This is a genomic window from Thermus sp., from assembly GCF_056332225.1.
This window is the reverse complement of record NZ_JBWGQW010000016.1, coordinates 15,174-38,872: the sequence shown is the minus strand read 5'-3', so window position 1 is coordinate 38,872 and position 23,699 is coordinate 15,174. Positions and strand designations below refer to the sequence as shown.

The window sequence follows — 23,699 nt, the reverse complement described above, 5'->3', positions numbered from 1 at the left end:
GCCCTCAAGGCCATGGGTCACAAGGACGACCCTCAAGCCAAGGCCCCCGCCTCCGTCATCCTCACCCTCGCCATTGTCGCCACCATGGAACTCGGCGGCAAGCACGCCCAGGCCTACGCCCTAGACACCTTCCCCTTCCCCGCCTGCGAGAACATCCGCGCCCCCCGCTCCCACTTCTTCAAGGCCTACCGCGGCCTCGTCCCCAGCAAGCGGGTCTACTTCCACTTGGGTTAGCACAAGGGTTTTTTCTCGGGAACCCCGGGGCGGCGGGGGTAGGCCTTGGGGGTGGGCGCCACCTTGGAGAGGACCACCAGGGCCCGCCCCTCCTCCAGGAAGGGCAGGCGCAGGGGGCGCACCTCCTCCAGGGTGCCCCCGAGGAGGCCCAGGGCCCGGGGAAGGGGCTTTAGCTCCTCCGCCACCCTAGGCCCCTTCTGAGCCACCATCCGCCCCCCCACCCGGAGGAAGGGGAGGGAGAGCTCGGAAAGGGCGCAGAGGGGGGCCACGGCCCGGGCCACCACCCGGTCGTAGGCCTCGCGATGCTCCGGGCGGTGGGCAAGCTCCTCCGCCCGGCCCCAAAGGGGGTAGGCCCCCCTCAGCCCCAGGGCCTGCACCGCCTCCCCCAGGAAAGCCACCTTCTTGCGAACCGCGTCCAGAAGGACCACCTCCAGCTCGGTCCGCACGATCTTCAAGGGAAGCCCGGGAAACCCCGCCCCCGTGCCCAGGTCCAGCACCCGCAAGGGCCCTTCCCAGAGGGGAAGCCGGAGGAGGGTGAGGGAGTCCAGGAAGTGCTTGACCACCACCTCCTCCTCGGTGCGGAGGGCGGTGAGGTTGACCCTCTGGTTGGCGGCCATGAGGAGCTGGTAAAGGAGGGAAAAGGCGGGAAGGTGGGGCCTCAGGTCCAGGCCCAGGGCCCGCCCCCCCTCCAAAAGAAGCCTCTCCCCTTCCTCCGTCAGGCCCATCCCGCCCCCTGTTTCCCGTGAAACACTACCCCCACCGCCTCAGGTGGACCAAGAGGGCGGTGAGATCGGAGTCCCGTAGCCCGGGGATCCGGGCAGCCTCGGCCAGGGTGCGGGGCCTTGCCCGGGAGAGCTTCTCCACCGCCTCCCGGGAAAGCCCCGGTATCCGAGGGAAGTCCAGGCCCTCGGGGATGCGGAAGGCCTCGAGGTCCCGCATCCTCTCCCGCAGGCGCTCCTGCCGCTCAATGTAGCCCGCGTATTTGGCCCGGATCTCCACCTGCTCCGCCTCCTCGGGGGAGAGGGGGGAAGGGGGCGGGAAGCGCTCGGCCAGGGCCCGGTAGGTGTTCTCGGGGCGCCTAAGCCACTGGAGGCCCGAAACCCCCTCCACCCGCAAGGCCTCGAGGCGCCTAAGCTCCTCCGCCACCCTCCGGTACTTGGCCTCCACCCGCTTGAGGTCCTCCCTGGGCCTCAGGCCCCAGGACACGGCCAAGGGGGTGAGGCGCTCGTCGGCGTTGTCCGCCCGGCAGAGGAGGCGGAGCTCCACCCGGGAAGTCATCATCCGGTAGGGCTCGTCCGTGCCCCGGCCCACCAGGTCGTCCACCAGGACCCCGATGTAGCCGCTTTCCCGGGGAAGGTGGACCTCGGGAAGCCCCAGGGCGAACCGGGCGGCGTTCAGGCCCGCCAGCACCCCTTGGGCCGCCGCCTCCTCATAGCCGGAGGTGCCGTTCACCTGCCCGGCGCTGAAAAGCCCGGGGAGGAAGCGGGACTGGAGGCCCCGGGTGAGCTCCGTGGGGTCTAAGCTATCGTACTCCACGGCGTAGGCGTAGCGCTGAATCACCGCCCGCTCAAACCCGGGGAGGCTTCGCACCATCTCCTCCTGGAGTTCGGGCGGGAGGCTTGAGGAGAAGCCCTGGAGGTAGACCTCGGTGGTGGAAAGCCCGTCCGGCTCCACGAAGAGGAGGTGGCTCTCCTTGTCGGCGAAGCGCACCACCTTGTCCTCAATGGAGGGGCAGTACCGGGGACCGATGCCCTGGATGTCCCCGGCGTAGAGGGGGGAGAGGTGGAGGTTCTCCCGGATGAGGCGGTGGGTCCTCTCCGTGGTGCGGGTCTGCCAGGTGGGAAGCCTCTCGGCGTGGGGCCCCGGGTTTCCCGTGAAACTCCCGGGCGGCGCCTCGGGCGGGACCACCTCGAGGCGCCCGAAGTCCACGCTGTCGGCCCGAATCCGGGGCGGGGTCCCCGTCTTGAAGCGCCTTAAGGTGTGGCCCACCGCCTTTAGGCTTTGGGAGAGGAAGCGGGCCGGGGGCTCCCCCTGGCGCCCGGCGGGGCGGCTCTTCCTTCCGTACCAGACCACGCCGGAAAGGAAGGTCCCCCCCGCCACCACCACCGCCTTGGCGGGGATTCCCCGCCCGTCCACGGTGCGGACGCCCAAAAGCCTCCCCCCCTCCACCCAGAGGGCCGCCACCTCGCCCCGGAGGACCTCCACGGGCCTTTCCGCGAGGATCTCCTGGGCCTTTAAGGCGTAGAGGTCCCGGTCCACCTGGACCCTGAGGCTTTGCACCGCCGGGCCCTTGGAGCGGTTCAGGACCCGGGTGTGGATGGCGGCGGCGTCCGCCGCCCGGCCCATGAGCCCGCCCAGGGCCACCACCTCCGCCACCAGCTGGCTCTTCCCCGGCCCCCCCACGGCGGGGTTACAGGGCATCATGCCGATCCGGTCGGGGTTCACCGTCACCAGGGCCACCCGCACCCCGAGGCTTGCCGCCGCCCAGGCCGCCTCGAGGCCCGCGTGGCCCCCACCCACCACCACCACGTCGTACCCCATCCCGCCCTCCACTTTACCCAAGCCCCTGGCGTAGAATGTTCCTCCGGACGACGGGGGTGGCCTTGACCCACGAGGCGGTTTGGCAACACGTCCTGGAGCACATCCGGCGCAACATCACCGAGGTGGAGTTCCACACCTGGTTTGAAAGGATCCGTCCCCTGGGCGTTCGGGACGGGGTGTTGGAGCTCGCCGTGCCCACCTCCTTCGCCCTGGACTGGATAAGGCGGCACTACGCCGAGCTCATCCAGGAAGCCCTAAGCCTCCTCGGGGCCCAGGCCCCCCGCTTTGAGCTCAAGGTGGTGCCGGGGGCCGTGGTCCAGGAGGACATCTTCCACGCCTCCCCCAAGCCGGAAAGCGAAAAGCCCAAGCTCAACCCCAAGTACACCTTTGAGAACTTCGTGGTGGGGCCCAACAACTCCATGGCCCACGCCGCCGCCGTGGCCGTGGCCGAGTCCCCGGGCCGGGCCTACAACCCCCTCTTCATCTACGGGGGGGTGGGGCTGGGGAAGACCCACCTGATGCACGCCGTGGGCCACTCCGTGGCCAAGCGCTTCCCCCACCTGAAGATCGAGTACGTCTCCACGGAGACCTTCACCAACGAGCTCATCAACGCCATCCGCGAGGACCGCATGGCCAAGTTCCGCGAGCGCTACCGCTCCGTGGACCTCCTCCTGGTGGACGACATCCAGTTCATCGCCGGCAAGGAGCGCACCCAGGAGGAGTTCTTCCACACCTTCAACGCCCTTTACGAGGCCCACAAGCAGATCATCCTCTCCTCCGACCGCCCCCCCAAGGACATCCTCACCCTCGAGGCCCGCCTCCGGAGCCGTTTTGAGTGGGGCCTCATCACCGACATCCAGCCCCCCGACCTGGAAACCCGCATCGCCATCCTCAAGATGAACGCGGAGCAGCGGGGGCTACGCATCAGCGAGGACGTCCTGGAGTACATCGCCCGCCAGGTGACCTCCAACATCCGCGAGCTGGAGGGGGCCCTCATGCGCGCCATCGCCTACGCCTCCCTGAACGGGGTGGAGCTCACCCGAAGCGTGGCCGCCAAGGCCCTCTCCGACATCTTCGCCCTACAGGAGGTGAAGGTAGACCCCAAGGAGATCGTACGCACGGTAGCCGAGCACTTCGCCCTCCGCCCCGAAGATCTCCTGGGAATCGGCCGAAGGAAGGAGGTGGTGCTTCCCCGCCAGATCGCCATGTACCTGGTGCGGGACCTGACCAGCTCCTCCCTCCCCGACATCGGCCAGCTCTTCGGGGGTCGGAACCACGCCACGGTCCTCTACGCCATTCAGAAGGTCCAGGAGCTTTCGGAAACCGACCGGGAGGTGCAAGCCCTGCTCCGGGCCCTCCGGGCGAAGCTGGGGTGAGGCCTGTGGATAACCTGTGGATAACCCTGTGGATAACCCACCCTTCCCTGTGGATAACCTTGTGGACAACCTGTGGACAACCCAGGGGGGGTCGGGACCCTGTGGATAACCCGCCGGTTATCCACAGGTTATCCACAAGGGGGCCTGGGTTTTCCACAAGGGTTATCCACAAGCCCTATGCCCTCCAGGAGCGGCTTTTCCCCCACTTATCCACATATCCACAGGCCCTACTACTACGGCTACGGATCTTTAAAATCTTTAAAAGCACTTGGTAGTAACAGTAAGGAGAGGAGCGAGAGATGAAGCTAGCCCTTCCAAAAAACCTCCTAGCCGAGCAGATCGCCCTTCTGGAGCGGGTCATTCCCTCTAGGAGCTCCAACCCCTTGCTTACCTACGCGGGCCTGGCCGCGGGGCCGGAAACCTTGGTCCTCTTCGGTTCCAACGGGGAGGTGGACTTGGAGATCCGCCTTCCCGCCCGGGTTCAGGGGGAGGGGGCTTACCTTGTTCCTTCCCAGCCCTTCTTCCAGCTGGTGCGGAGCCTCCCAGGGGAAGAGGCGGTCCTTTCCTTGGAGAGGGAGCTGGAGCTTTCCTCGGGGCGCTTCACCACCCGGCTGAGCCTGGCTCCCGTGGAGGGTTACCCCGAGCTTCTCTTCCCCGAACCCGAGGGGCCCAGCGAAGCCTTTCCCCTGCAGGCCCATATTCCCGCGGGCGACCTTCTCCGCCTCCTTACCCAGGTCCGCTACGCCGCCAGCAACGAGGAGTACCGGGCCATCTTCCGGGGGGTGCAGCTGGAGTTTTCCGAAGGGGGCTTGAGGGCGGTGGCTTCCGACGGCTACCGCTTGGCCCTTTCCGAGCTTCCCAAGCCCCAGCCCTTCGCCAAAAAGGCGGTGGTCCCCGCCCGGAGCGCCGATGAGGTGGTCCGGGTCCTAAAAGCCCTGGGGGAGGGGGAGGTGGCTTTGGCCCTGGGCCCCGGGACCTTGGGCCTGGCGGTGCGGGGGGAGGGTGCGGAGGTGCGGATGGCCGTGCGCCTCATGGAAGGGGAGTTTCCTGACTACGAGAAGGTGATTCCCAAAGACTTCCCCTTGAGGGTGCGCCTCGAGGTGGACCCCTTCCGCGAGGCCCTGCGCCGGGTGAGCGTGCTCTCGGACCGGCAGAACCACCGGGTGGACCTCCTCTTCCAGGAGGGCCGGGCGCTCCTTTCCGCCGAAGGGGACTACGGGAAGGGCCAGGAGGAGGTGGCGGTGGCCATGGAGGGCACCCCCATGGGCCTGGCCTACAACGCCCGCTACCTCCTGGAGGCCCTGGCTCCTCTGGAAGGCGAGGCCTTTCTGGAGATGAGTGGACCCACCAGCCCCAGCCTGGTGCGCCCTTCCGGGGAGGGGGGCTACCGGGCGGTGGTGGTGCCCCTGAGGGTGTAGGCTTGGAAAGGAGGGGCGTGAAGCGCTTCCATAGGAGGGATCCATGACCACGATTGTCAGCGTGAAGGCGCGGGAGGTGCTGGATTCCCGAGGCTTCCCCACGGTGGAGGCGGAGGTGGAGCTGGAAGGGGGGGTGCGGGGCCGGGCCCTGGTGCCCTCCGGGGCCTCCACGGGCGCCCATGAGGCCCTGGAGCTAAGGGATGGGGGCGGGCGCTACCTGGGCAAGGGGGTGCGCCGGGCGGTGGAGAACATCAACGAGCGCATCGCCCCCGAGCTCATCGGCCGGGATGCCCTGGACCAGGAGGGGGTGGACCGGGCCATGCTGGAGCTGGACGGCACCCCCAACAAGGCGAACCTGGGGGCCAACGCCATCCTGGCCGTCTCCTTGGCCACGGCCCGGGCGGCGGCTTTGGCCTTGGGGCTACCCCTCTACCGCTACCTGGGTGGGGTTCAGGGAGTGGTCCTCCCCGTTCCCTTGATGAACGTCATCAATGGCGGTAAGCACGCCGACAACCGCCTGGACTTCCAGGAGTTCATGCTGGTGCCCGCCGGGGCGGAAAGCTTCTCCGAGGCTTTGCGCATCGGGGCCGAGGTCTTTCACGCCCTCAAGGGCGTGCTGAAGGAAAGGGGCTACAGCACCAACGTGGGGGACGAGGGGGGCTTCGCCCCGGACCTGAAGCAGAACGAGGAGGCGGTGGAGCTCCTCCTCCAGGCCATTGAGCGGGCGGGGTACACCCCTGGGGAGGAGGTCTCCCTGGCCCTGGACCCCGCGGCGAGCGAGTTTTACCGGGACGGGAAATACCACCTGGAGGGGGAGGGCAAGGTCTTGACCCCTGAGGAGATGGTGGCCTTCTGGGCGCGGTGGGTGGAGAAGTACCCCATCCGCTCCCTCGAGGACGGGATGGCCGAGGACGACTGGGAGGGGTGGAGGCTTCTCACCCAGGAACTCGGGGAGAAGGTGCAGCTGGTGGGGGACGACCTCTTCGTCACCAACCCGGAAAGGCTCCGCATGGGCGTTGAGCGGGGCGTGGCCAACGCCATCCTGGTCAAGGTGAACCAGATCGGCACCCTCTCCGAGACCCTCGAGGCCATCCGCTTGGCCCACCGGTCGGGCTACCGGGCGGTGATCAGCCACCGCTCCGGGGAGACGGAGGACCCCTTCATCGCCGACCTGGCCGTGGCGGTGAACGCCGGCCAGATCAAGACCGGCTCCCTTTCCCGCTCCGACCGCTTGGCCAAGTACAACCAGCTTTTGCGCATCGAGGAGGAGCTGGGCCAGGCGGCCCGCTTCCTGGGCTATGGGGCCTTTTAAGCGCACCAAGATCGTGGCCACCCTGGGCCCGGCCACGGACACCAAGGAAACCATCCGGGCCTTGGCCGAGGCAGGGGCCGATGTCTTCCGCTTGAACTTCAGCCACGGCACCCCCGAGGACCACAGGAGGCGGGCGGCCTGGGTACGGGAGGTGTCCCAAGAGCTTGGCAGGACCCTGGCCATTCTCCAAGACCTGCAGGGCCCCAAGATCCGCATCGGCCGCTTTCAGAAGGGCCGGGTGGAGCTCAAGCCGGGCCAACCCTTCGTTCTTACCCGGCTCCCCGTGGAGGGGGACGAGACCCGGGTTTCCCTCACCTACAAGGGGCTCCTCGAGGACGTGCGCCCTGGGCAGGTGCTCCTTTTGGACGATGGCCGGATCCGCCTCCGGGTGGAGAAGGTGGTGGGGGACGAGATCCACACCCTGGTGGAGGTGGGGGGCATCCTCTCCGACCACAAGGGCATCAACGTCCCGGGGGCCGACCTCTCCATCCCCGCCCTCTCGGAAAAGGACATCCAGGACCTGGCCCTGGGGGCGGAGATCGGGGTGGACTGGGTGGCGGTCTCCTTCGTGCGCACCCGGGACGACCTCCTCCTCGCCCGGCACTACCTCTCCCGCTACGGCTCCCGGGCCCGGCTCATGGCCAAGATAGAGAAGCCCTCGGCCGTGGCCCGCTTTGAGGAGATCCTGGAGGAGGCCGACGGCATCATGGTGGCCCGGGGGGACCTAGGGGTGGAGATGCCCCTGGAGGAGGTCCCCATCGTCCAAAAGCGCCTCATCCTCCGCTGCATCGCCGCCGGGAAGCCGGTGATCACCGCCACCCAGATGCTGGAGTCCATGGTGCAAAACCCCAGCCCCACCCGGGCCGAAGCCTCCGACGTGGCCAACGCCATCTTTGACGGCACGGACGCGGTGATGCTCTCGGCGGAGACCGCCGCCGGGGCCTACCCCGTGGAGGCGGTGGCCATGATGAGCAGGATCGCCAAGGCGGTGGAGACCTCCCCCGAGTTTGTGCAGAAGCTCAACGTCCTCAGGCCCTCTCCCACCCCCACCACCCAGGACGCCATCGCCCAGGCGGCCGACGACATCGTGGAGGCCGTGGGGGCCCGGGCCATCGTGGTCTTCACCGCCACGGGAAGCTCAGCCCGCAGGATCGCCCGCACCCGGCCCCAGGTACCCATCCTGGCCCTCACCCCTAGCCCCGAGGTGGAGCGCCAGCTGGCCTTGGTCTGGGGGGTGGTGCCCCACCTGGCCCCGGACCCCCAGGACACGGACGACATGGTGCGCATCGCCCTTAGGGAGGTGAAGGCTTTGGGCCTCGCCCAGGTGGGGGAGCGGGTGGTCATCGCCGCCGGGGTGCCCTTTGGGGTCCGGGGGACCACCAACCTCCTCCGGGTGGAGCGGGTGGCCTAGGGGAAGAGGGCCAAGGCGCTCACCACGGGCCTGGGGGAGCCCGGGTAAGGGCTTCTGAGCCGCCCCTTCACCCAGAGCTGGGCCGAGCCGCCCCCGTCCATGCGGAGGGCGTTCCAGGCGCCTAAGGAGAGGAGGGCCCGGGCCAGGACCCCGGGGGTGGTGGGCTCGGAGACGAGGAGCCAGAGCTTCCCCTCCTTGGTCCAGGCCACCGCCGCCTGGGGGGCCACGGCCTGGAGGGGCCTCGGGTCCTTGAAGTTCTCCTTGCTGGGGTCGTAGGCGTACCGCCCCTCCTTGAGGAGGAGAGGCCCCCCTTCCAGGGCGTAGCGGAAGGGGGGGTTGAGGGCGCCGTAGAGGGCGAGCCGGTCCCCCACCCCAAGGGGAAAAGGGGGAGCCTCCTTGGGGAAGGTGAGGGCCCAGGCTCCTGGGGGAAGCTCCGCCGGGGCGGAGAGGAGGGCCACCACCCGGTCCTCCCGCACCAAGGCCACCCCTTCCCCCTCCCGGCCCACGGGGCCCGGCACCGTGTGGGCGGTGTAGCGGGCGCGGGAGGCGTTCACCCCCACCCGGACCCGGTTTCCATCCGGCCCCACCGCCTCGGCGAGGAACCTAGGGTAGTCCAGGAAGAAGGCGAACCCGTCCCAAAGGAGGGCCACCCGGCCGTAGGGGTAGGAGAGGGTCACCCCGTCCTGCACCCAAAGCCCGATGGGGGTCCCGCTCTTGGGGTCAAAGTAGCCCCCGTTCAGGACGGCGAGGGCGCCCGGGGCCAGGTCCTGGGGAAGCGCCCTCTTCCCCGGAGTGCCCACGGGGAGGAGCCTTCCCCTTTCCGCCTCCACCAGGTAAAGCCTCAGGGGCTCGGGGGTGAAGGCGTAGACCTCCCGGTAGCGCACCCCCGGGGCCAAGGCCTCCTCCACCTCGGGGGCGAGGAGGTAGAGGTCCAGGACCAGGCGGGGGGGGTCCTCGAGGGGGAAGAGGCGGTAGTAGAGGCGGCCCTGCTCCGCCCTCAAGGCGAGCTCGGTGGCCTCGGGGAGGAGGCGCACTTGAGCCCTTAGGCCCGCGGGCCAGGGGGCCTCGAGGAGGTCCGGGGCGAGGTAAGGCAGGTGGAGGGTGGTCCCCGCCTTCCCCCGCTCCTCTTGGGGCTCGGCCGGGTAAGGAGCGGGCAGGTCCAGGACCACCCTCAGCCCCGAAGGCTTGTTCCCGAAACGCGCCCCCGCCTCGGGTACCCGGAAGTGGCCCAGGGATTTAAGGGCCTCCAGGGGAAAGCGGTCCCCCTGGGGCGGCGGGAACTCCGCCCCCAAGGGCTCGGCCCAGCCCACCCCGGGGATGTAGGCGTAGCGCTTCCCGCTCCCCTCGTACACCCAGGCCCCGGCCTCCTCCCGGAAGGTGAGGCCGAGGCTTTCCACGGGAAGGAGGGTCTGGCCCAGGGCGAGGCCGCAAAAGAGGAGGAGGGCGAAGGACCTCATCCCCCACAGGAAACCAGGCCCGGGTGAGAAGCGGGTTATCCCTTCACCACGATGAGGGGCCTGAGGCGGGCCACCTTTTTCCCGATCCCCGCCCCCTCCACCGCCTCCACCACCAAGGAGACGTCCTTGTAGGCCTCGGGCATCTCCTCGTCCACCGTGGCCCGGGTGGCGGCCCGGACCAGGATGCCCCTTTCCGCGAGCTCCTTCACCAGGTTCCGCTCCCGGGCCACCTTTTTGGCCTGGTGGCGGCTCATCTTCCGCCCGGCCCCGTGGCAGCTGCTTCCGAAGGAGACCGCCATGGCCTTCTCCGTGCCCACGAGGACGTAGGAGTAGCGCCCCATGTCCCCCGGCACCAGGACGGGCTGGCCCACCTCCCGGTACTCCTCGGGGATCTCCGGGTGGCCGGGGCCGAAGGCCCGCGTGGCCCCCTTGCGGTGGACCAGGACCCGCCTCCTTCCGTGCTCCTCAAACTTGGCGTTGTTGTGGGCGAGGTCGTAGAGGACCCTGAGGCCGTGGTCCTTGGGGTTAAAGCCCACCTTCTCAAAGGCCTCCCGCACGAAGTGGGCGATGAGCTGGCGGTTGGCGAAGGCGAAGTTGGCGGCGGCGGCCATGGCCTGGAGGTAGTCCTGGCCCTCAGGGCTCCTTATGGGGGCCGCGGCGAGCTGTTTGTCCACGAGCTCAATGCCGTACCGGGGGGCGGCTTTGAGGAAGCGCTCCACGTAGTCCTGGCAGACCTGGTGGCCGAGGCCCCGGCTTCCCGTGTGGATGAGGACGGTGATCTGCCCCTTGAAGAGGCCGAAGGCCCGGGCGGCCTCCTCGTGGTAGACCTCGTCCACGTACTGCACCTCCAGGAAGTGGTTCCCGCTCCCCAGGGTGCCGATCTGGGGGGCCCCCCGCTCAAAGGCCCTTTCCGAGACCTTTTCGGGGTTGGCCCAGGGGAGGCGGCCCTCGGACTCAATGAAGCGCAGGTCCTCGGGGTAGCCGAAGCCCCGCCGGATGAGCCACGAGGCCCCCTCCTTGAGGATCTCCTTGAGCTCCTTTTTGCTGAAGCGCACGTCCCGCCGTTCGCTCCCCACCCCGGAGGGCACCAGGCGGTAGAGGGCGTCGGCGAGTTCCTTCTGCCGGGGCAGGAGGTCCTCCAGGGTGAGGTGGGAAAGAAGGAGGCGGACCCCACAATTTATATCAAAACCAACTCCGCCCGGGCTCACCACCCCGCCCTCCTCCGGGTCAAAGGCCGCCACCCCCCCGATGGGGAAGCCGTAGCCCCAGTGGATGTCGGGCATGGCCAGGGCGGGCTCCACGATGCCCGGGAGGGTGGCCACGTTCATGAGCTGCTGCAGTGAGGCGTATCCCTCGGCCTCGAGGTCCTTCAGAATCTCCTCCGAGGCGAAGAAGACCGCGTCCACCCGCATCTTCCCCTGCCGGGGGATGCGGTAGGTGAAGGGGGCGATCCTCTCAAAGCGCATGGCGCCCTCCAAAAAAAACCGCCGGGCTTTTGGGCCCGGGCTTACCTTCAGGCTACCCCGGTATGCGGTATGCGTCAAGGCTATGCGTCCGGGTGTAGGCTTAGGCCATGCGCGGCCTTCTCTTAAGGCTTCTTCTCAACACCCTGGCCCTTTGGTTGGTGAGCCTTCTCTACCCCGGGGTGGCCTTCGCTCCCGGGGCGGGGCTTTTGGACTACCTGGTGGCCGGAGCCATCTGGGGCCTGGCCAACGCCTTTCTCCGCCCCCTTTTCCTCTTCCTCGCCCTCCCCCTCAACCTCCTCACCCTGGGGCTTTTCACCTGGGTGGTGAACGGCGCCCTCCTTTACCTGGTGGCCCAGGCCACAGCCCTGGAGGTCAAGGGCTTCCTCGAGGCCCTCCTGGGAGCTTTCCTCCTTTCCCTGGTGAGCCTCTTCCTCAACTGGCTCTTCCGGGACTAGCGGTTTTCCATCACTTGGACCTTATCGGGCGGTGAGGACCGGCCCCACGGCGTGGCGGACCACGTATTCCGCCGTGCTTCCCAGGAGGAACCTCTGCACCGGGGCCCCCAGGACCAGGAGGTCCGTGGGGTTTTGCAGGGCCAGAAGGTGCTCGGCGGGGTCCCCGGAGAGGGCCAGGGCCTCCGCCTCGAGGCCTTGGTCCTTCAGGTAAGCCTCCGCCTCCAGGGCCCAGGAGCCCGCCTGCACGGGATCCTCGTGGACGCTCACCACCCGCACCCTAAGCCCCAGGGGCCTGGCCAGGGCGGCCAGGGTGTGCATGGCCCGCACGGCGCTCTCCGAGGCGTTGTACCCGAGGAGGGCTCCCTCCAGCGCCACGTAGTCCACGGGGGCCACCACCACGGGGATGGGGGAGGCCCGGAGCACCCGGTCCACGGTGCTCCCCAGGCCCAGGAAGCTTCCCCCGTGGGCCTCGCCGCTTCGGCCCAGGACCAGGAGGTCCGCCCCCCGGGCGTGGCGCAGGATGACCTCGTGGGGAAGGCCGGTTTCCATGAGGGTCTCGGTCTCTATGCCCGCCTCCCGGGCACTTTTTTGTAAGCTATCTATTATAGCCTCGCCCTTGAGGGTCAGGACCTTCTCCAGCTCCTGGCGGTAGACGGGGAGGGGGATGGTGAGGGCTCCCAGGTCCAAGGGCTCGAGGCCCCGCAAAAGGCGGACGTCTCGCACGTAGAGGAGGAGGAGCTTGGCCGAGAGCTTGTAGGCCAGCCACTCCGCCAGCACCTCCGCCCCCTTGGCCTGGGGCGAGCCGTCCGTGGCGAGGAGGATCCGCATGCTTCCATCTTACGCCGCCTTGCGCTCGGGTTCCCTCACCCCCCTGGCCAGCGCCCAAGCGGGCAGGATCAGGCTTCCCAGGGCCAAAAGGACGGGCATGACCCCCAGGGTTTCTATGAGGTGGCCGATGGGGGCGTAGAAAAGCCCGGCGAACCCCCAGGTGAAGCCCATGAGGAGCCCGGACACCGTGGCCGTCTGGGCCGGCTCCAGCTCCTGGGCCAGGGCCACGGCCACGGGAATCCCGGCGTTCATCAGGGCCCCGGTGGCGGCGAGGAGGAGCAGGTACAGGGGGTTTTCCGGCGGGAAGAGGAGGAGGCCGAGGTAAAGGGGAAGGCCAAAGGAGAGGGTGCTGAGGAGCACCGCCTTCCGCCCCAGCCGGTCCGAGAGGGTGCCCCCGAGGAAGGTGCCCAAGGTGGCGGAGAAGCTGTAGACGGAGAGGCTTAAGGCGGTGTAGGCGTCGGAGAGACCCCTCTGGGCGAACCAGTAGGGCAAGGTGGTGGAAAAGCTCATGAAGACCAGGCTCCTCAGGGTGGCCATGCCCCAAAGCCGGGCCACGTCCCCCCGGAAGACCCGGAGGAAGTCCTTCACCCCGGCGGGCTTGCCTCGGCGCCGCACCGGGGGAAGGCGGAGGAGGGCCAGGGCGGGAAGAAGGGCCAAGGGGGTGAGCCAAAGGAGTCCCCTAAGCCCCAGGGCCCCCACGGTGAAGAGGGCCACGATGGGGCCCAGGGAAAGCCCCAGGTAGCCCGCGGAGCCGAAGAAGGAAAGCCAAAACCCCCTGCGCTCCTTCGGGGCGAACTCCCCCACCAGGCTGGCCCCCGAGGCGTGAAAGAGGGCCGAGCCCAGGCCCGCCAGGCCGAGGGCCAAAAGCAGAAGCTCAAAGCGAGGCCAAAGGCCCATGGACCCCATCCCCAAGGCCACCAGGACCGGCCCCAAAGCCGAAAGGAGCCTCCGGTCCATCCGGTCGGCCACGAGGCCGGCGAAGGGCTGGAGGAGGCTTCCCGTGAGGGAGTAAACGGAGACCAAAAGCCCCGCCGTTCCCAGGCCCACGCCGAAGTGGGCCATGAGCTTGGGGAGGAGGGGGGTGAGGAAGTTCCCGAAGAGGTCGTTGACCGTGTGGAGCCAGGCGAGGAGGAGGGGCAGCACCCCTCCATGCTAAACCCGCTTCTCAGGAAGGGTGTGTTAGAATCCCCACGTGCTTGGGGCTTTCCGGAAGCCAAGGAAGGGCCAAAAGAAAATGGCGCGCCCGAGAGGACTCGAACCTCTGACCTTCGGCTCCGGAGGCCGACGCTCTGTCCAGCTGAGCTACGGGCGCACTCAAGCGGGAGTACTATAGCACGGGAAGAAGGAGGCGGTCAAGTGTTTGGCATCAACAAGAGGCTCGTCACCATCCTTTTCGGCTTGCTGGCCCTGGCCTTCGCCGTGGGGGCCATCCTCCTCTTTACCCCCAAGGCGGGGCAGACGGCCCGGGGCAAGCCCGTCCTTTGGGTCAACGGCAAGGCGGTCTACGAGCTGGACCTCCTCAGGCTCCAGGGCAATGACCCCCTCTACGCCGCCAACCCCCAGGGGCTTCTCAAGACCCTGGTGGACACCCACTTTCTGGAGCAGGTGATCCTCACCGAGGCCCTAAGGCAAGACGCCGCCCGCGTCCGGGTGGGGAGCGCCGAGGTGCGCAAGGAGGTGGACCGCATCCGCGAGCAGTACGGCCTGAAGGACAAGAAGGCCTACGAGCAGTTCCTCAACCAGGTGGGCTACACCGACGCCGAGCTTCGCCAGGAGATCAAGGCCCAGCTCCAGATCCAGAAGCGCCTGGAGCAGATCCGCTCCGCCGCCAAGCCCACCCCGGAGGAGGCGCGCTTTTACTTTGAGGTCCACCGGGAAAACTACAAGACCGAGCCTCGAGTCCTGGCCCGGCAGATCGTGGTGGACGACAAGAAGCTGGCGGAGGAGCTCCTCGCCAAGCTGAAGGCGGGGGAGGACTTCGCCCTCTTGGCGAAGCGGCACTCCAAGGTGGGGGCCGAGCAAGGAGGGGCCCTAGGGGCGGGCCCCGGGGAGACGGAGCCCAAGCCCGTGACCCAGGTGGTCTTCCCGGAGGCGGTGGCCCAGGAGGTCTTCGCCCTCAGGGGCCCGGGCCTGGTGGGGCCCGTAGAGGCCGCGGGGCGGTACTACCTGGTGAAGGTGGAGGCCTACCTGCCCCCCAAGGTGCCCGCCTTTGAGGAGGTGAAGGACCGGGTGGAGAAGGACGTCCAGGAGGCCAAGGGGAACGGGGCCCTGGAGGCCTACCTGGAGGACCTGCGCAAGAAGGCCCAGGTGCGCTTCGCCGAGAACATCCCCTACGTCTACAAGAACCCGCCCGTGGCCAAGGTCAACGCCAAGGAGATTCTCCTCAGCGAGGTGCTCCAGCCCGTTTTCTCCAGCCAGCAGACCCAGGCCCTGGTTCAGCAGGGCCTGGGGGAGCTCGCCGTCCAGTTCTTTCTTCCCCAGACCCTGGAGAACCTCATAGACCGGGAGCTTCTGGTGGAGGCGGCGGGGAAGAGTGGGAAGCCCTTCATCGGCACCAAGGACGCCATCACCCAGGCTTACCTCCTCTACGAGACCCGAGACGTGACCGCCACGGAGGCCGAGGCCAAGAAGTTCTACGCCGAAAACCCCGCCCTCTTCACCCTTCCCGCCAGCGCCCGGGTGGTGGAGGTGGTCTTCAAGGAGGAGGCCAAGGCCAAGGCCTTCCGCGAAGCGGCCCTGAGGGCCCAGGACCTCGAGGCCCTGGCCAAGGCCCACGAGGGCAGCGTCACCGACCACGGCACCGTGAGCCCCAACCAGCTCCCGGCGGTGCTGGACCGCCTGGTCTTCAAGGTGAAGGAGGCCTTCCCCAAGGGTCCCCTGGGGGAGGTGAGCGAGGTGGTGAAGCTGGAGGACGGGACCTTCGCCGTTCTCCTCATCAAGGACCGCAAGCCGGAGGTCCTGAAGCCCTACGAGGCGGTCAAGGAGGAGGCCCTGGATAGGGTGGTGGCCAAGAAGCGCCAGGAAAAGGCCCAGGCCCTCCTCCAGGCCTTGCGCAAGGAGGCCAGGATAGAAAACCGCCTGAGCCAGGTGCTGGCGGAGCTCACCCCCAAGACGGAGGAGAAGCCTAAGGAGGCTCCAGGGGAAACCCCGGCGAAACCTTGAGCGTGGTGCGGTCAAGGCCCCGGGGGCTCCCCTTGGTTAGGATGGAGCCATGGAACCTAACGAACTCCTCCGGCTCCTCACCCTCTACTACGAGGCCCAGCCGGACCCGGAAAACCCCTTAGAGCGGGTGGCCTTCGGCACCAGCGGCCACCGAGGCACCAGCCTCAAGGCCACCTTCACCGAGGCCCACGTGCTGGCCATAGCCCAGGCCATCGCCGACCTAAGGGCAGGCTTTGGGGCCACCGGGCCCCTTTTCCTGGCCAAAGACACCCACCCCCTCTCCGAGCCCGCCTGGGCCACGGCCCTAGGCGTCTTCGCCGCCAACGGGATAGAGGTGCGGATAGAGGCGGAAGGGGGCTACACCCCCACCCCCTTGGTCTCCCTGGCCATCCTGGAACACAACGCCCACCACGGGGCCAAGGCCGACGGGGTCCTCCTCACCCCGAGCCACAACCCCCCGGAGGACGGGGGCTTCAAGTACAACCCCCCCACGGGGGGGCCGGCGGACACCCGCACCACCCGGGCCATAGAGGAAAGGGCCAACGCCCTCCTCAAGGAGGGCCTCAAGGGGGTGAAGCGCCTCTCCCTGAAGGAGGCCCTTTCCCGGGCCAAGCCCTTTGACTACGCCGGGCTTTACGTGGCGCGGGTAGGGGAGGCGGTGGACCTCGAGGCCATCCGGGCCTCGGGCCTCCGGATCGGGGTAGACCCCTTGGGCGGGGCGAGCCTTAAGGTGTGGGAGCGTCTCGCCGAGGCCCACGGGCTCAACCTGGAGGTGGTGAACCCCACCCTGGACCCCACCTTCCGCTTCATGCCCCCTGACCACGACGGCAAAATCCGCATGGACTGCTCCAGCCCCCACGCCATGGCGGGCCTCCTTGCCCTAAGGGAGCGCTTTGACCTCGCCATCGGCAACGACCCCGACGCCGACCGCCACGGCATCGTCACCCCGCGGGGCCTGATGAACCCCAACCACTACCTGGCGGCGGCCCTTCATCACCTCTTTGCCACCCGGGCTTGGCCCAAGGCCAAGGCGGGCAAGACGGCGGTGACCAGCGCCCTCCTGGACCGGGTGGCCCAGGCCCTGGGGCGGGAGGTCTACGAGACCCCCGTGGGGTTCAAGCACTTCGTGGAGGGGCTTCTTGCGGGCTGGCTAGGCTTTGGGGGGGAGGAGAGCGCCGGGGCGAGCTTTCTTCGCTTTGACGGCAGGCCCTTCTCCACCGACAAGGACGGGATTCTCATGGGGCTTCTCGCCGCCGAGCTCATGGCCAAGCGGGGAAAAGCCCCGGACGAGCTCTACGAGGACCTGGCCGAGGCCCTGGGCCGCCCTTACTACCTGCGCAAGGACCTTCCCCTCGCCCCCGAGGCCAAGGCCAGGCTCTCCCGCCTCACCCCGGAGGCGGTGCGGGCAAAGGAGCTCGCCGGGGAGCCCATTCTGGCGGTGCTCACCCGCGCTCCCGGAAACGGGGAGCCTCTTGGGGGCCTCAAGGTGGTGGCGGAAAACGCCTGGTTCGCCGTCCGGCCCAGCGGCACCGAGGACGTGGCCAAGGTCTACGCCGAAAGCTTCAAGGGGGAGGCCCACCTCCAGGAGGTCCTGGAGGCGGCCTTGGCCCTGGTGGCCCGTGCCCTCGCCTAGCTTCCCGGGCGCGTTGACAGCCCCGTGCCCCCCGGGTAGGATGGTGCCGGTTTTCGCCGGGGGGTATAAGAATGCGCCTTCTTTTAGCCTTGTCCCGAGCCATAGACGCCCTAAGCGAGGCGGTGGGGCGGCTGGTGGTGTGGCTGGTGCTTCTCGTGGCCTTGCTCTCCGCGGGCAACGCCGTGATGCGTTACGCCTTTAACTACAGCTCCAACGCCTACCTCGAGGCCCAGTGGTACATGTTCAGCCTCATCTTCCTCCTGGGCGGGGCCTACGCCCTCAAGCACAACGCCCACGTGCGCATAGACCTCCTCTACGGGCGCCTTTCCAAAAGGGCCCAGGCCTGGATTGACCTCTTGGGCACCCTCCTCTTCCTCCTTCCCCTGAGCCTTGGGGTCATCTACCTGGCCTGGCCCTGGTTCCTGAACTCCTTTGCCGCGCGGGAGGTTTCCCCGGACGTAGGGGGCCTTCCCCGCTGGCCCATCAAGCTCGTGGTGCCCGTGGGCTTCGCCCTTCTCCTCCTCCAGGGGCTTTCCGAGCTTATCAAGCGCATCGCCTTCCTCACGGGCCACCTGGAACTCCCGGGGGAGGAAAAGGAGGTGGTGGAGTGAGCCTGGAAGGCCTCATGCCTCCCCTAATGTTCGCCGCCCTGGTGGTCTTTCTCCTCTCAGGCTACCCCGTGGCCTTTTCCTTAGGGGCGGTGGGCATCGTCTTCGGGTTTTTGGGGATCTCCCTGGACATATTTCCGGCCGGGCTCCTTAGGGCCATGCCCGACCGCATCTTCGGCATCATGTCCAACCAGCTCCTCCTGGCCATCCCCTTCTTCACCTTCATGGGCATCATCCTGGAGAAGAGCGGCCTCGCCGAGGACCTGCTGGACACCATGGGCCGCCTCTTTGGGCCCCTGAGGGGAGGGCTTGCCTTAAGCGTGGTCTTCGTGGGGGCCATCCTGGCGGCCACCACCGGGGTGGTGGCCGCCAGCGTCATGGCCATGGGCCTCATCTCCCTGCCCATCATGCTGAGGTACGGCTACAACCCCCGCTTGGCCAGCGGGGTGATCCTGGGCTCGGCTACCCTAGCCCAGATCATCCCCCCCAGCGTGGTCCTCATCGTCCTGGCGGACCAGCTCGGGGTGAGCGTGGGGGACATGTACAAGGCGGCCCTGATCCCGGCGGGGCTCACCGTGGCCTTGTACTTCCTCTACGTGATCTACGTGGCCCTCTTCCGGCCCCGGTGGGCCCCCGCCCTGCCCCTGGAGGCTCGGCCCGAGGCGGGCAAGGAGGCCGGGGCCGCCTTCGCCCTCCTTTCCTACCTCCTGGTGGGGGTGGGGGCGTGGAAGCTCGGGGAGTTCCTCCGCCTTCCCGGCTGGCTCGAGGGCCTCGAGGTCCTCTTGGGCCTCTCCCTCTGGACCCTGCTTCTCCTTCCCCAGATCCGCCGAAACCCCCTGCTCCGGCGGGCCCTCCTTTCCATGGTGCCCCCCCTGGTCCTCATCTTTTTGGTCCTGGGCACCGTGCTCATCGGCCTCGCCACCCCCACCGAGGCCGGGGCCATGGGGGTGGTGGGGGCGCTCCTCCTCGCCGCCTTGAACCGCCGCCTCTCTTTCCCGGTCCTCTACGGGGCCATGGAGGGCACGGCCAAGCTCACCGCCTTCGTCATCTTCATCCTCATCGGCTCCACCCTCTTCAGCCTGGTCTTCCGGGGGGTGGACGGGGACCTCTGGGTGGAGGGCTTCCTCACGGGGCTTCCCGGGGGCGAAGTGGGCTTCATCTTCTTCGTCATGGTGCTGGTCTTCCTCCTGGGCTTCTTCATCGACTTCTTTGAGATCGCCTTCATCGCCTTGCCCCTCCTCGCCATCGGGGCCGATGCCCTGGGGATCGACAAGCTCTGGTTCGGCCTCCTCGTGGGGGTAAACCTCCAGACCTCTTTCCTCACCCCGCCCTTCGGCTTCGCCCTCTTTTACCTGAGGAACGTGGCCCCCAAGGAGGTGAAGACCGAGGACATCTACCTGGGGGGGATCCCCTTCATCGGCCTCCAGCTTCTGGTCCTTTTCCTCACTTACCTCCTAAGGGAACCCATCCTGCGCTTCGTGGGGGGCTGATACCCTTTTGGCGTGAATCCTTCGCCTAAGCCAAGGCCATAAGGCCTCTCTAGGCCTTCTTTCCCGGGGCCCCCAGGCTGGCGCAAGCCAGCCTGGGGTGGTATGGCCCACGAGGAGCTTGGCCCCCGCCCAAGGCAAAAAACTCCCCCGGGGGAAACTCCCCGGGGGAGGGCTTTTCCGCCTAGAGGGCGGGGAAGGCGAACTGCTCGTAGCCGAGCTCGGCCACCCCGAACCAGCGGTAGGACTCCTCCCGGAAGGCCTTCCAGGCGGTGTAGATCTTTTTGTAGGTGGCGTCCTTGGCCGCCTCCTCCTCGTACCAGTCAAAGGCCGCCTTCTGGGCCGCCTTCATCACCTCGGCGGGCCACTTGCGGAGCCTGACCCCGTTTTTGATGAGGCGCTGGAGGGCGGGGGCGTTCACCCGGTCGTACTTGGCCAACATCCACTGGTTGGCCTCGGCGGCGGCCACCTCAAAGGCCTGCTGGTACTCCTTGGGCAGCTTCTGCCACTCCTTGAGGTTCACGTAGAAGGAGAGCATGGGCCCGGGCTCGTGCCAGCCGGGGTAGTAATAGAACTTGGCCACCTTGTAGAAGCCGAGCTTCTCGTCGTCGTAGGGGCCCACCCACTCGGCGGCGTCCACCACGCCCCTTTCCAAGGCGGGGTAGATGTCCCCGCCCGCCAGGACCTGGGGCACCACGCCGAGGCGGCTCATCACCTGCCCCCCGGGGCCGGGGATGCGCATCTTGAGGCCCTTGAGGTCGGCGAGGCCCTTGATCTCCTTGCGGAACCAGCCGCCCATCTGGACCCCGGTGTTGCCCCCCGGGAACTGGATGATGCCGAAGTCGGCGAAGATGGGGCGGAAAAGCTCGATCCCGCCCCCGTGGTACATCCAGGCGTTCTGCTGCCGGGCGGTGAGGCCGAAGGGCACCGCGGTGTCAAAGGCCAGGACCTGGGCCTTGCCCACGTAGTAGTAGCTCGCCGTGTGCCCCGCCTCCACCGTGCCCTGCTGCACGGCGTCCATCACCTGGAGCCCCGGCACGATCTCCCCCGCCTGGTAGGCGCGGATCTGGAACCTGCCCCCGGTGAGGGCGGAGACCCGCTCCGCCAGCACCTCCGCCGCCCCGTAGATGGTGTCCAGGCTCTTGGGGAAGCTAGAGGCCAGGCGCCAGCGCACCGTGGGGGACCCTTGGGCGAAGACCGGGCCGAAGGCCGCGCTCGCCGCTACGCCGATACCCGCCTTCTTCAGAAAGTCGCGCCGCTTCATTTTGACCTCCTTCGCGCTCCGGGGGGATTATACCCCGCTCCCCCGCTAGAAGCGCAAGACCCTTCCCAAGGCCTCGGGGCTAGCGCACATAAAAATACGTTTCCGCCACGTCGTAGCGCCGGGCCCCGGAGGCCTCGAGGTACACCCTTAGCCGGGCGTCCCAGTTGGTGTAGACCCCTTGGAGGCGCACCCCGGCTGGGGGGCTCTCCGTGTAAACGGCCCGCACCCGGTGGAGGCCCGGGGGCGGGGCCGTGGTGTAGCGGTAGGCCCCAGGGGGCAGAACGTGGGTGCCCCGCTCCAGGTGGAAGCGGTCCAGCTCGTAGGTATAGCCGTCCGGGTCCTGCACCACCAGGCTCACCCAGCCGGGCTCGGCCAGGGTGAGGAGGAAGCGGACCTCCTCCCCCAAGTAGTAGGTGGCCGCCGCGCCCCGGTCCGGCTCAAAGCGCAGGATGGCGGGGCCATAGCCCAAGCGGTAGGTGAGGGTGAGGCCCTCGAGGGTCACGGTGCAAGCGGAGAGGAACCCCGCAAGGAGCACCAAGAGGAAGCGCATGCCGACCTCCTCCCTTAGGGTACGCCCTCCTAGCCCTCCCCGCCTTCAGGAAACCTTAAGGGGGCCCGGGCCACGGGGGCGAAGCGCCTCCGGTGGACGGGAGAAGGCCCCAGGGCGAGGAGGGCTTCTTGGTGCTCGGGGGTGCCGTAGCCCTTGTGCCGGGCGAAGCCGTAGCCCGGGTAAAGGCGGTCCAGCTCGGCCATGATCCGGTCCCGGTGGACCTTGGCCAGGATGCTGGCCGCGGCCACCGTGGGGCTTTGCTCGTCCGCCTTGGGCGGGGCGAGGAGGGGAAGGGGGGTGGAAAGGGCGAGGTAGTCGGTGACCAGGGCCTCTGGGGGCGGCCTTAGCCCGGCGAGGGCCCGCCTTGCGGCGAGGAGGGTGGCCTCGAGGACCCCGAGCCGGTCCACCTCCTCCACCTCCGCCACCCCCAGGGCGAAGCCCAGGGCCACCTCCTTGACCCTTTCCGCCAGGCGCTCCCTCTCCTTGGGGGAGAGGAGCTTGGAGTCCCGGAAGGGGTAGGCCCCGGGGAGGAGGACCACCGCCCCCACCACGATGGGCCCGGCCCAGGCCCCCCGGCCCGCCTCGTCCAGGCCCGCCACCTTGAGGCCCTGGGCCCAAAACCCCGCTTCCAGGGGAGCCAAGCCCTCCACGGCGGGATTATACGCCCGGGGCCTATAGCATGAATCCATGCGCCTTGCCCCCATGTTCCTCCTCGGGAGCCTGGCCCTGGCCCAGGGCTTCCTGGCCGCCACCGGGAACCTCCAGGCCATGCCCTTCCTGGTTAGTTAAAGCGCACATTTCTGTACGCCGACCCCCCACCAGGATGGGGGCCTAGGCTTCCCTTCCACCTCTCCCACGGTCCCAGAGTCGGTGGAGCTAGGTTCAGGACGGGCTTGAGGGGAGAGAGGTCTCTCGGCACCTCGCGCCCGAGGAGAGGAAGGAAAAGGGCCTCCCTCAGGACCCGCCAGGGATTGGCGCCAGGGGGGTTCCTTCCAACGGTTGACCCCCTTAGGCTCCCTGGAGAACCCCGAAAGGCAGAAAGAAGGGAAAGCGCTCGGCGGGCCTTCCCCATCTCCCGGGAAAGCCTCCGCCTGAGGTAGCGGTTCTTCTCCGCCTCTTTCAGGGTAGCGAGTTCTTGGAGGCGGCTTGGGTAGAACCCCTCGGCGTGGGCGAGGAAGGATGGGTCGCGGAGAAGGGCTTCGTACCCTTTGGGAAGCTTCTCGGCAAAGCCCAAGGCCCGCCTCCCAATGACGAAGGCGGCGGCGACGTCTTTGGACAGGGAAAGCTGAGGGGCGTACTTGAGCATCCCGATGGTGGAGGTGTCCTGAGGATTCACCTCCACCACCTCCACGCCCCGCTTACGGGCCAGGGAGTGAATCTTCTCCAAGAGGGAACGGTGGGCGAAGCGGTGCTGCTTCCTGCGGAACCAACGACCGGAACCGTCGCCCCTCCGGGACTTCCTGAGATGCTTCAGCCTCTCCGTGGCGATGGCCGTGCCCTCCTCCTCCGCCACCGCCACCAGCTGGTGGGCGATCTTCCAGAGGAGCAGCTCCTTGGCCCCCTTGTTGGGGGCGGCGTCTACTTCTTCCAGAGAGATCGTCAGGTAGCGCTTCAGGTTCCCGTCGGGGGAGACCACGGCGAGGGCGAGGTGGTAGGGGTCGCTGTTCACGTCCATCCCCAGGACCCCGTTCTCCTTCGTGTGGACGGGAGGGGGAAGGGCTTCGCCCCAGGAGAGGTGGGCGTAGACCTTGCCGTCCCGCAAGGAGAGCTCCACGTTGTAGGGCAAGGAGGCGTAGACCCTCTCCAGGAGGAGGTTCAGGTGGGGGTGGCCCGTCTTCACCAGGGCATAGGCATGGCTCCCGTCCCCCAGGTTGACCCGGAGCCACAGGGCCCCATCTTTAGGGAGAAGCCTCAGGTTGAGGTTGCCTCCCTTGGTCCCGTCCCCTCGGGAGTAGAGGGTACCTTGGCGCTTCTCCTTCCACCTGCGCTTGAGGTGTTCCAGGGGCCTCCCCGAGAGGTGCTTACGCTTCAGTTGCTCAAAGAGTCCCCTCCCCCCGAAGACCACCTTGCGGGGGTCGTTTCCGAGCTCCTCCGCCGAAGCGAGGAGGGCCTTGGCCTTCTCTATCGCCCCGTCGGCGTAGCGGGTGTTCAAGCGGAAGAGGGTGCAGAGGGGCCGGTCCGCCCGTTTGAGCTCTTTCCGGTCCTTTCCTTCAAGGAGGCGGTTGTAGGCGAACCTCACCGCGCTGGAGAAGCGGCGCATCAGGTCCAGGACCGCCTTCTCGTCTTCGGGGTCGGGGAAAACCAGGCGGGCGTGGATACCTAGAAAGAGCTTTGGGGCTTCGCCCTTGCGCATTCCTGGCCTCATTTTACCCCCCTCCGCCTCAAGATAGCTTCGCTGATCAAGATAGCTTTGCTGACCTTTTGCCGACCTCCGTGAGCTTTTGCGCTTCTGAACGAAGCGAGCGTGGAGGAGAGGAAGTATGCGGTTTTGTGGGAT

The 23,699-nt window shown here is 67.9% G+C and carries 19 protein-coding genes, 1 tRNA gene and 1 pseudogene; 10 read left to right on the top strand and 11 right to left on the bottom strand.

The window, feature by feature from the left end:
- Window positions 1-225, top strand: a pseudogene (locus tag AC01Y6_RS04955) (IS982 family transposase); the annotation flags it as partial.
- Between the two features lie 5 nt (window positions 226-230).
- Here AC01Y6_RS04955 and rsmG read toward each other — a convergent pair.
- Complete coding sequence (rsmG, locus tag AC01Y6_RS04950; RefSeq protein ID WP_347240995.1) at window positions 231-959, bottom strand: 16S rRNA (guanine(527)-N(7))-methyltransferase RsmG; 729 nt, start codon at window positions 957-959, stop codon at window positions 231-233.
- A 25-nt stretch (window positions 960-984) separates the two neighbouring features.
- Entirely contained in the window at window positions 985-2,787 is a 1,803-nt protein-coding gene (mnmG, locus tag AC01Y6_RS04945; protein ID WP_476670526.1) for a tRNA uridine-5-carboxymethylaminomethyl(34) synthesis enzyme MnmG, read from the bottom strand.
- Between the two features lie 50 nt (window positions 2,788-2,837).
- Here mnmG and dnaA point away from each other — a divergent pair, with 50 nt between their 5' ends.
- The 4 genes from dnaA (at window position 2,838) to pyk (ending at window position 8,292) form a co-directional block, all read left to right on the top strand.
- Window positions 2,838-4,151 (top strand): chromosomal replication initiator protein DnaA, encoded by a 1,314-nt coding sequence (gene dnaA / locus AC01Y6_RS04940; protein ID WP_347241037.1) that lies wholly within the window; start codon window positions 2,838-2,840, stop codon window positions 4,149-4,151.
- 299 nt (window positions 4,152-4,450) lie between these two features.
- The gene (dnaN, locus tag AC01Y6_RS04935; protein ID WP_347240997.1) at window positions 4,451-5,569 is read left to right on the top strand and encodes a DNA polymerase III subunit beta; all 1,119 of its coding nucleotides are present in this window, start codon (window positions 4,451-4,453) and stop codon (window positions 5,567-5,569) included.
- Between the two features lie 43 nt (window positions 5,570-5,612).
- A complete protein-coding gene (gene eno / locus AC01Y6_RS04930; protein ID WP_476670521.1) occupies window positions 5,613-6,881 on the top strand; it encodes a phosphopyruvate hydratase in 1,269 nt (422 codons plus the stop codon).
- On the top strand, window positions 6,868-8,292 hold the full coding sequence (pyk, locus tag AC01Y6_RS04925) for a pyruvate kinase (protein WP_476670519.1): 1,425 nt from the start codon (window positions 6,868-6,870) through the stop codon (window positions 8,290-8,292). Before eno ends, pyk begins: the two co-directional genes overlap by 14 nt.
- Here pyk and AC01Y6_RS04920 read toward each other — a convergent pair.
- Both AC01Y6_RS04920 and rtcB read right to left on the bottom strand, forming a co-directional pair.
- The gene (locus AC01Y6_RS04920; protein WP_476670518.1) at window positions 8,289-9,749 is read right to left on the bottom strand and encodes a phosphodiester glycosidase family protein; all 1,461 of its coding nucleotides are present in this window, start codon (window positions 9,747-9,749) and stop codon (window positions 8,289-8,291) included. The genes pyk and AC01Y6_RS04920 overlap by 4 nt on opposite strands.
- A 35-nt stretch (window positions 9,750-9,784) precedes the next feature.
- Window positions 9,785-11,215 carry an RNA ligase RtcB gene (gene rtcB / locus AC01Y6_RS04915; RefSeq protein ID WP_476670516.1) on the bottom strand — a complete coding sequence of 477 codons (1,431 nt, stop codon included), beginning with the start codon at window positions 11,213-11,215 and terminating at the stop codon, window positions 9,785-9,787.
- A 107-nt stretch (window positions 11,216-11,322) separates the two neighbouring features.
- Between rtcB and AC01Y6_RS04910 the strand changes: the two genes are divergently transcribed.
- The gene (locus AC01Y6_RS04910; protein ID WP_476670515.1) at window positions 11,323-11,670 is read left to right on the top strand and encodes a phage holin family protein; all 348 of its coding nucleotides are present in this window, start codon (window positions 11,323-11,325) and stop codon (window positions 11,668-11,670) included.
- A 21-nt stretch (window positions 11,671-11,691) separates the two neighbouring features.
- Here the strand turns inward: AC01Y6_RS04910 and AC01Y6_RS04905 are convergent, their stop codons facing one another.
- From AC01Y6_RS04905 to AC01Y6_RS04895, 3 genes are all read right to left on the bottom strand, one after another.
- A complete protein-coding gene (locus AC01Y6_RS04905; protein WP_476670513.1) occupies window positions 11,692-12,498 on the bottom strand; it encodes a universal stress protein in 807 nt (268 codons plus the stop codon).
- Between the two features lie 9 nt (window positions 12,499-12,507).
- Window positions 12,508-13,641 carry an MFS transporter gene (locus AC01Y6_RS04900; RefSeq protein ID WP_428719767.1) on the bottom strand — a complete coding sequence of 378 codons (1,134 nt, stop codon included), beginning with the start codon at window positions 13,639-13,641 and terminating at the stop codon, window positions 12,508-12,510.
- Between the two features lie 92 nt (window positions 13,642-13,733).
- A tRNA-Arg gene (locus AC01Y6_RS04895) sits at window positions 13,734-13,810 on the bottom strand.
- A gap of 44 nt (window positions 13,811-13,854) precedes the next feature.
- Between AC01Y6_RS04895 and AC01Y6_RS04890 the strand changes: the two genes are divergently transcribed.
- From AC01Y6_RS04890 to AC01Y6_RS04875, 4 genes are all read left to right on the top strand, one after another.
- Window positions 13,855-15,660: a peptidylprolyl isomerase gene (locus AC01Y6_RS04890; protein ID WP_476670510.1), complete on the top strand. Its 1,806-nt coding sequence runs from the start codon at window positions 13,855-13,857 to the stop codon at window positions 15,658-15,660.
- A gap of 49 nt (window positions 15,661-15,709) precedes the next feature.
- Window positions 15,710-17,293: a phosphoglucomutase gene (locus AC01Y6_RS04885; RefSeq protein ID WP_476670508.1), complete on the top strand. Its 1,584-nt coding sequence runs from the start codon at window positions 15,710-15,712 to the stop codon at window positions 17,291-17,293.
- Between the two features lie 71 nt (window positions 17,294-17,364).
- Window positions 17,365-17,904, top strand: coding sequence for a TRAP transporter small permease subunit (locus tag AC01Y6_RS04880; RefSeq protein WP_476670506.1), 540 nt, complete (start codon window positions 17,365-17,367; stop codon window positions 17,902-17,904).
- On the top strand, window positions 17,901-19,391 hold the full coding sequence (locus AC01Y6_RS04875; RefSeq protein WP_476670504.1) for a TRAP transporter large permease: 1,491 nt from the start codon (window positions 17,901-17,903) through the stop codon (window positions 19,389-19,391). The genes AC01Y6_RS04880 and AC01Y6_RS04875 overlap by 4 nt, the downstream gene beginning before the upstream one ends.
- 181 nt (window positions 19,392-19,572) lie before the next feature.
- On the opposite strand, the gene AC01Y6_RS04870 is transcribed toward AC01Y6_RS04875, so the two are convergent.
- From AC01Y6_RS04870 to AC01Y6_RS04855, 4 genes are all read right to left on the bottom strand, one after another.
- A complete protein-coding gene (locus AC01Y6_RS04870) occupies window positions 19,573-20,652 on the bottom strand; it encodes a TRAP transporter substrate-binding protein (RefSeq protein ID WP_476670502.1) in 1,080 nt (359 codons plus the stop codon).
- A gap of 79 nt (window positions 20,653-20,731) precedes the next feature.
- A complete protein-coding gene (locus tag AC01Y6_RS04865; RefSeq protein ID WP_476670500.1) occupies window positions 20,732-21,202 on the bottom strand; it encodes a DUF4384 domain-containing protein in 471 nt (156 codons plus the stop codon).
- A gap of 29 nt (window positions 21,203-21,231) precedes the next feature.
- Window positions 21,232-21,843, bottom strand: a complete 612-nt coding sequence (locus AC01Y6_RS04860; protein WP_476670524.1) for a ribonuclease HII — start codon at window positions 21,841-21,843, stop codon at window positions 21,232-21,234.
- 140 nt (window positions 21,844-21,983) lie between these two features.
- A complete protein-coding gene (locus AC01Y6_RS04855) occupies window positions 21,984-23,567 on the bottom strand; it encodes an IS200/IS605 family accessory protein TnpB-related protein (protein WP_347241015.1) in 1,584 nt (527 codons plus the stop codon).
- Window positions 23,568-23,699 lie beyond the last annotated feature (132 nt).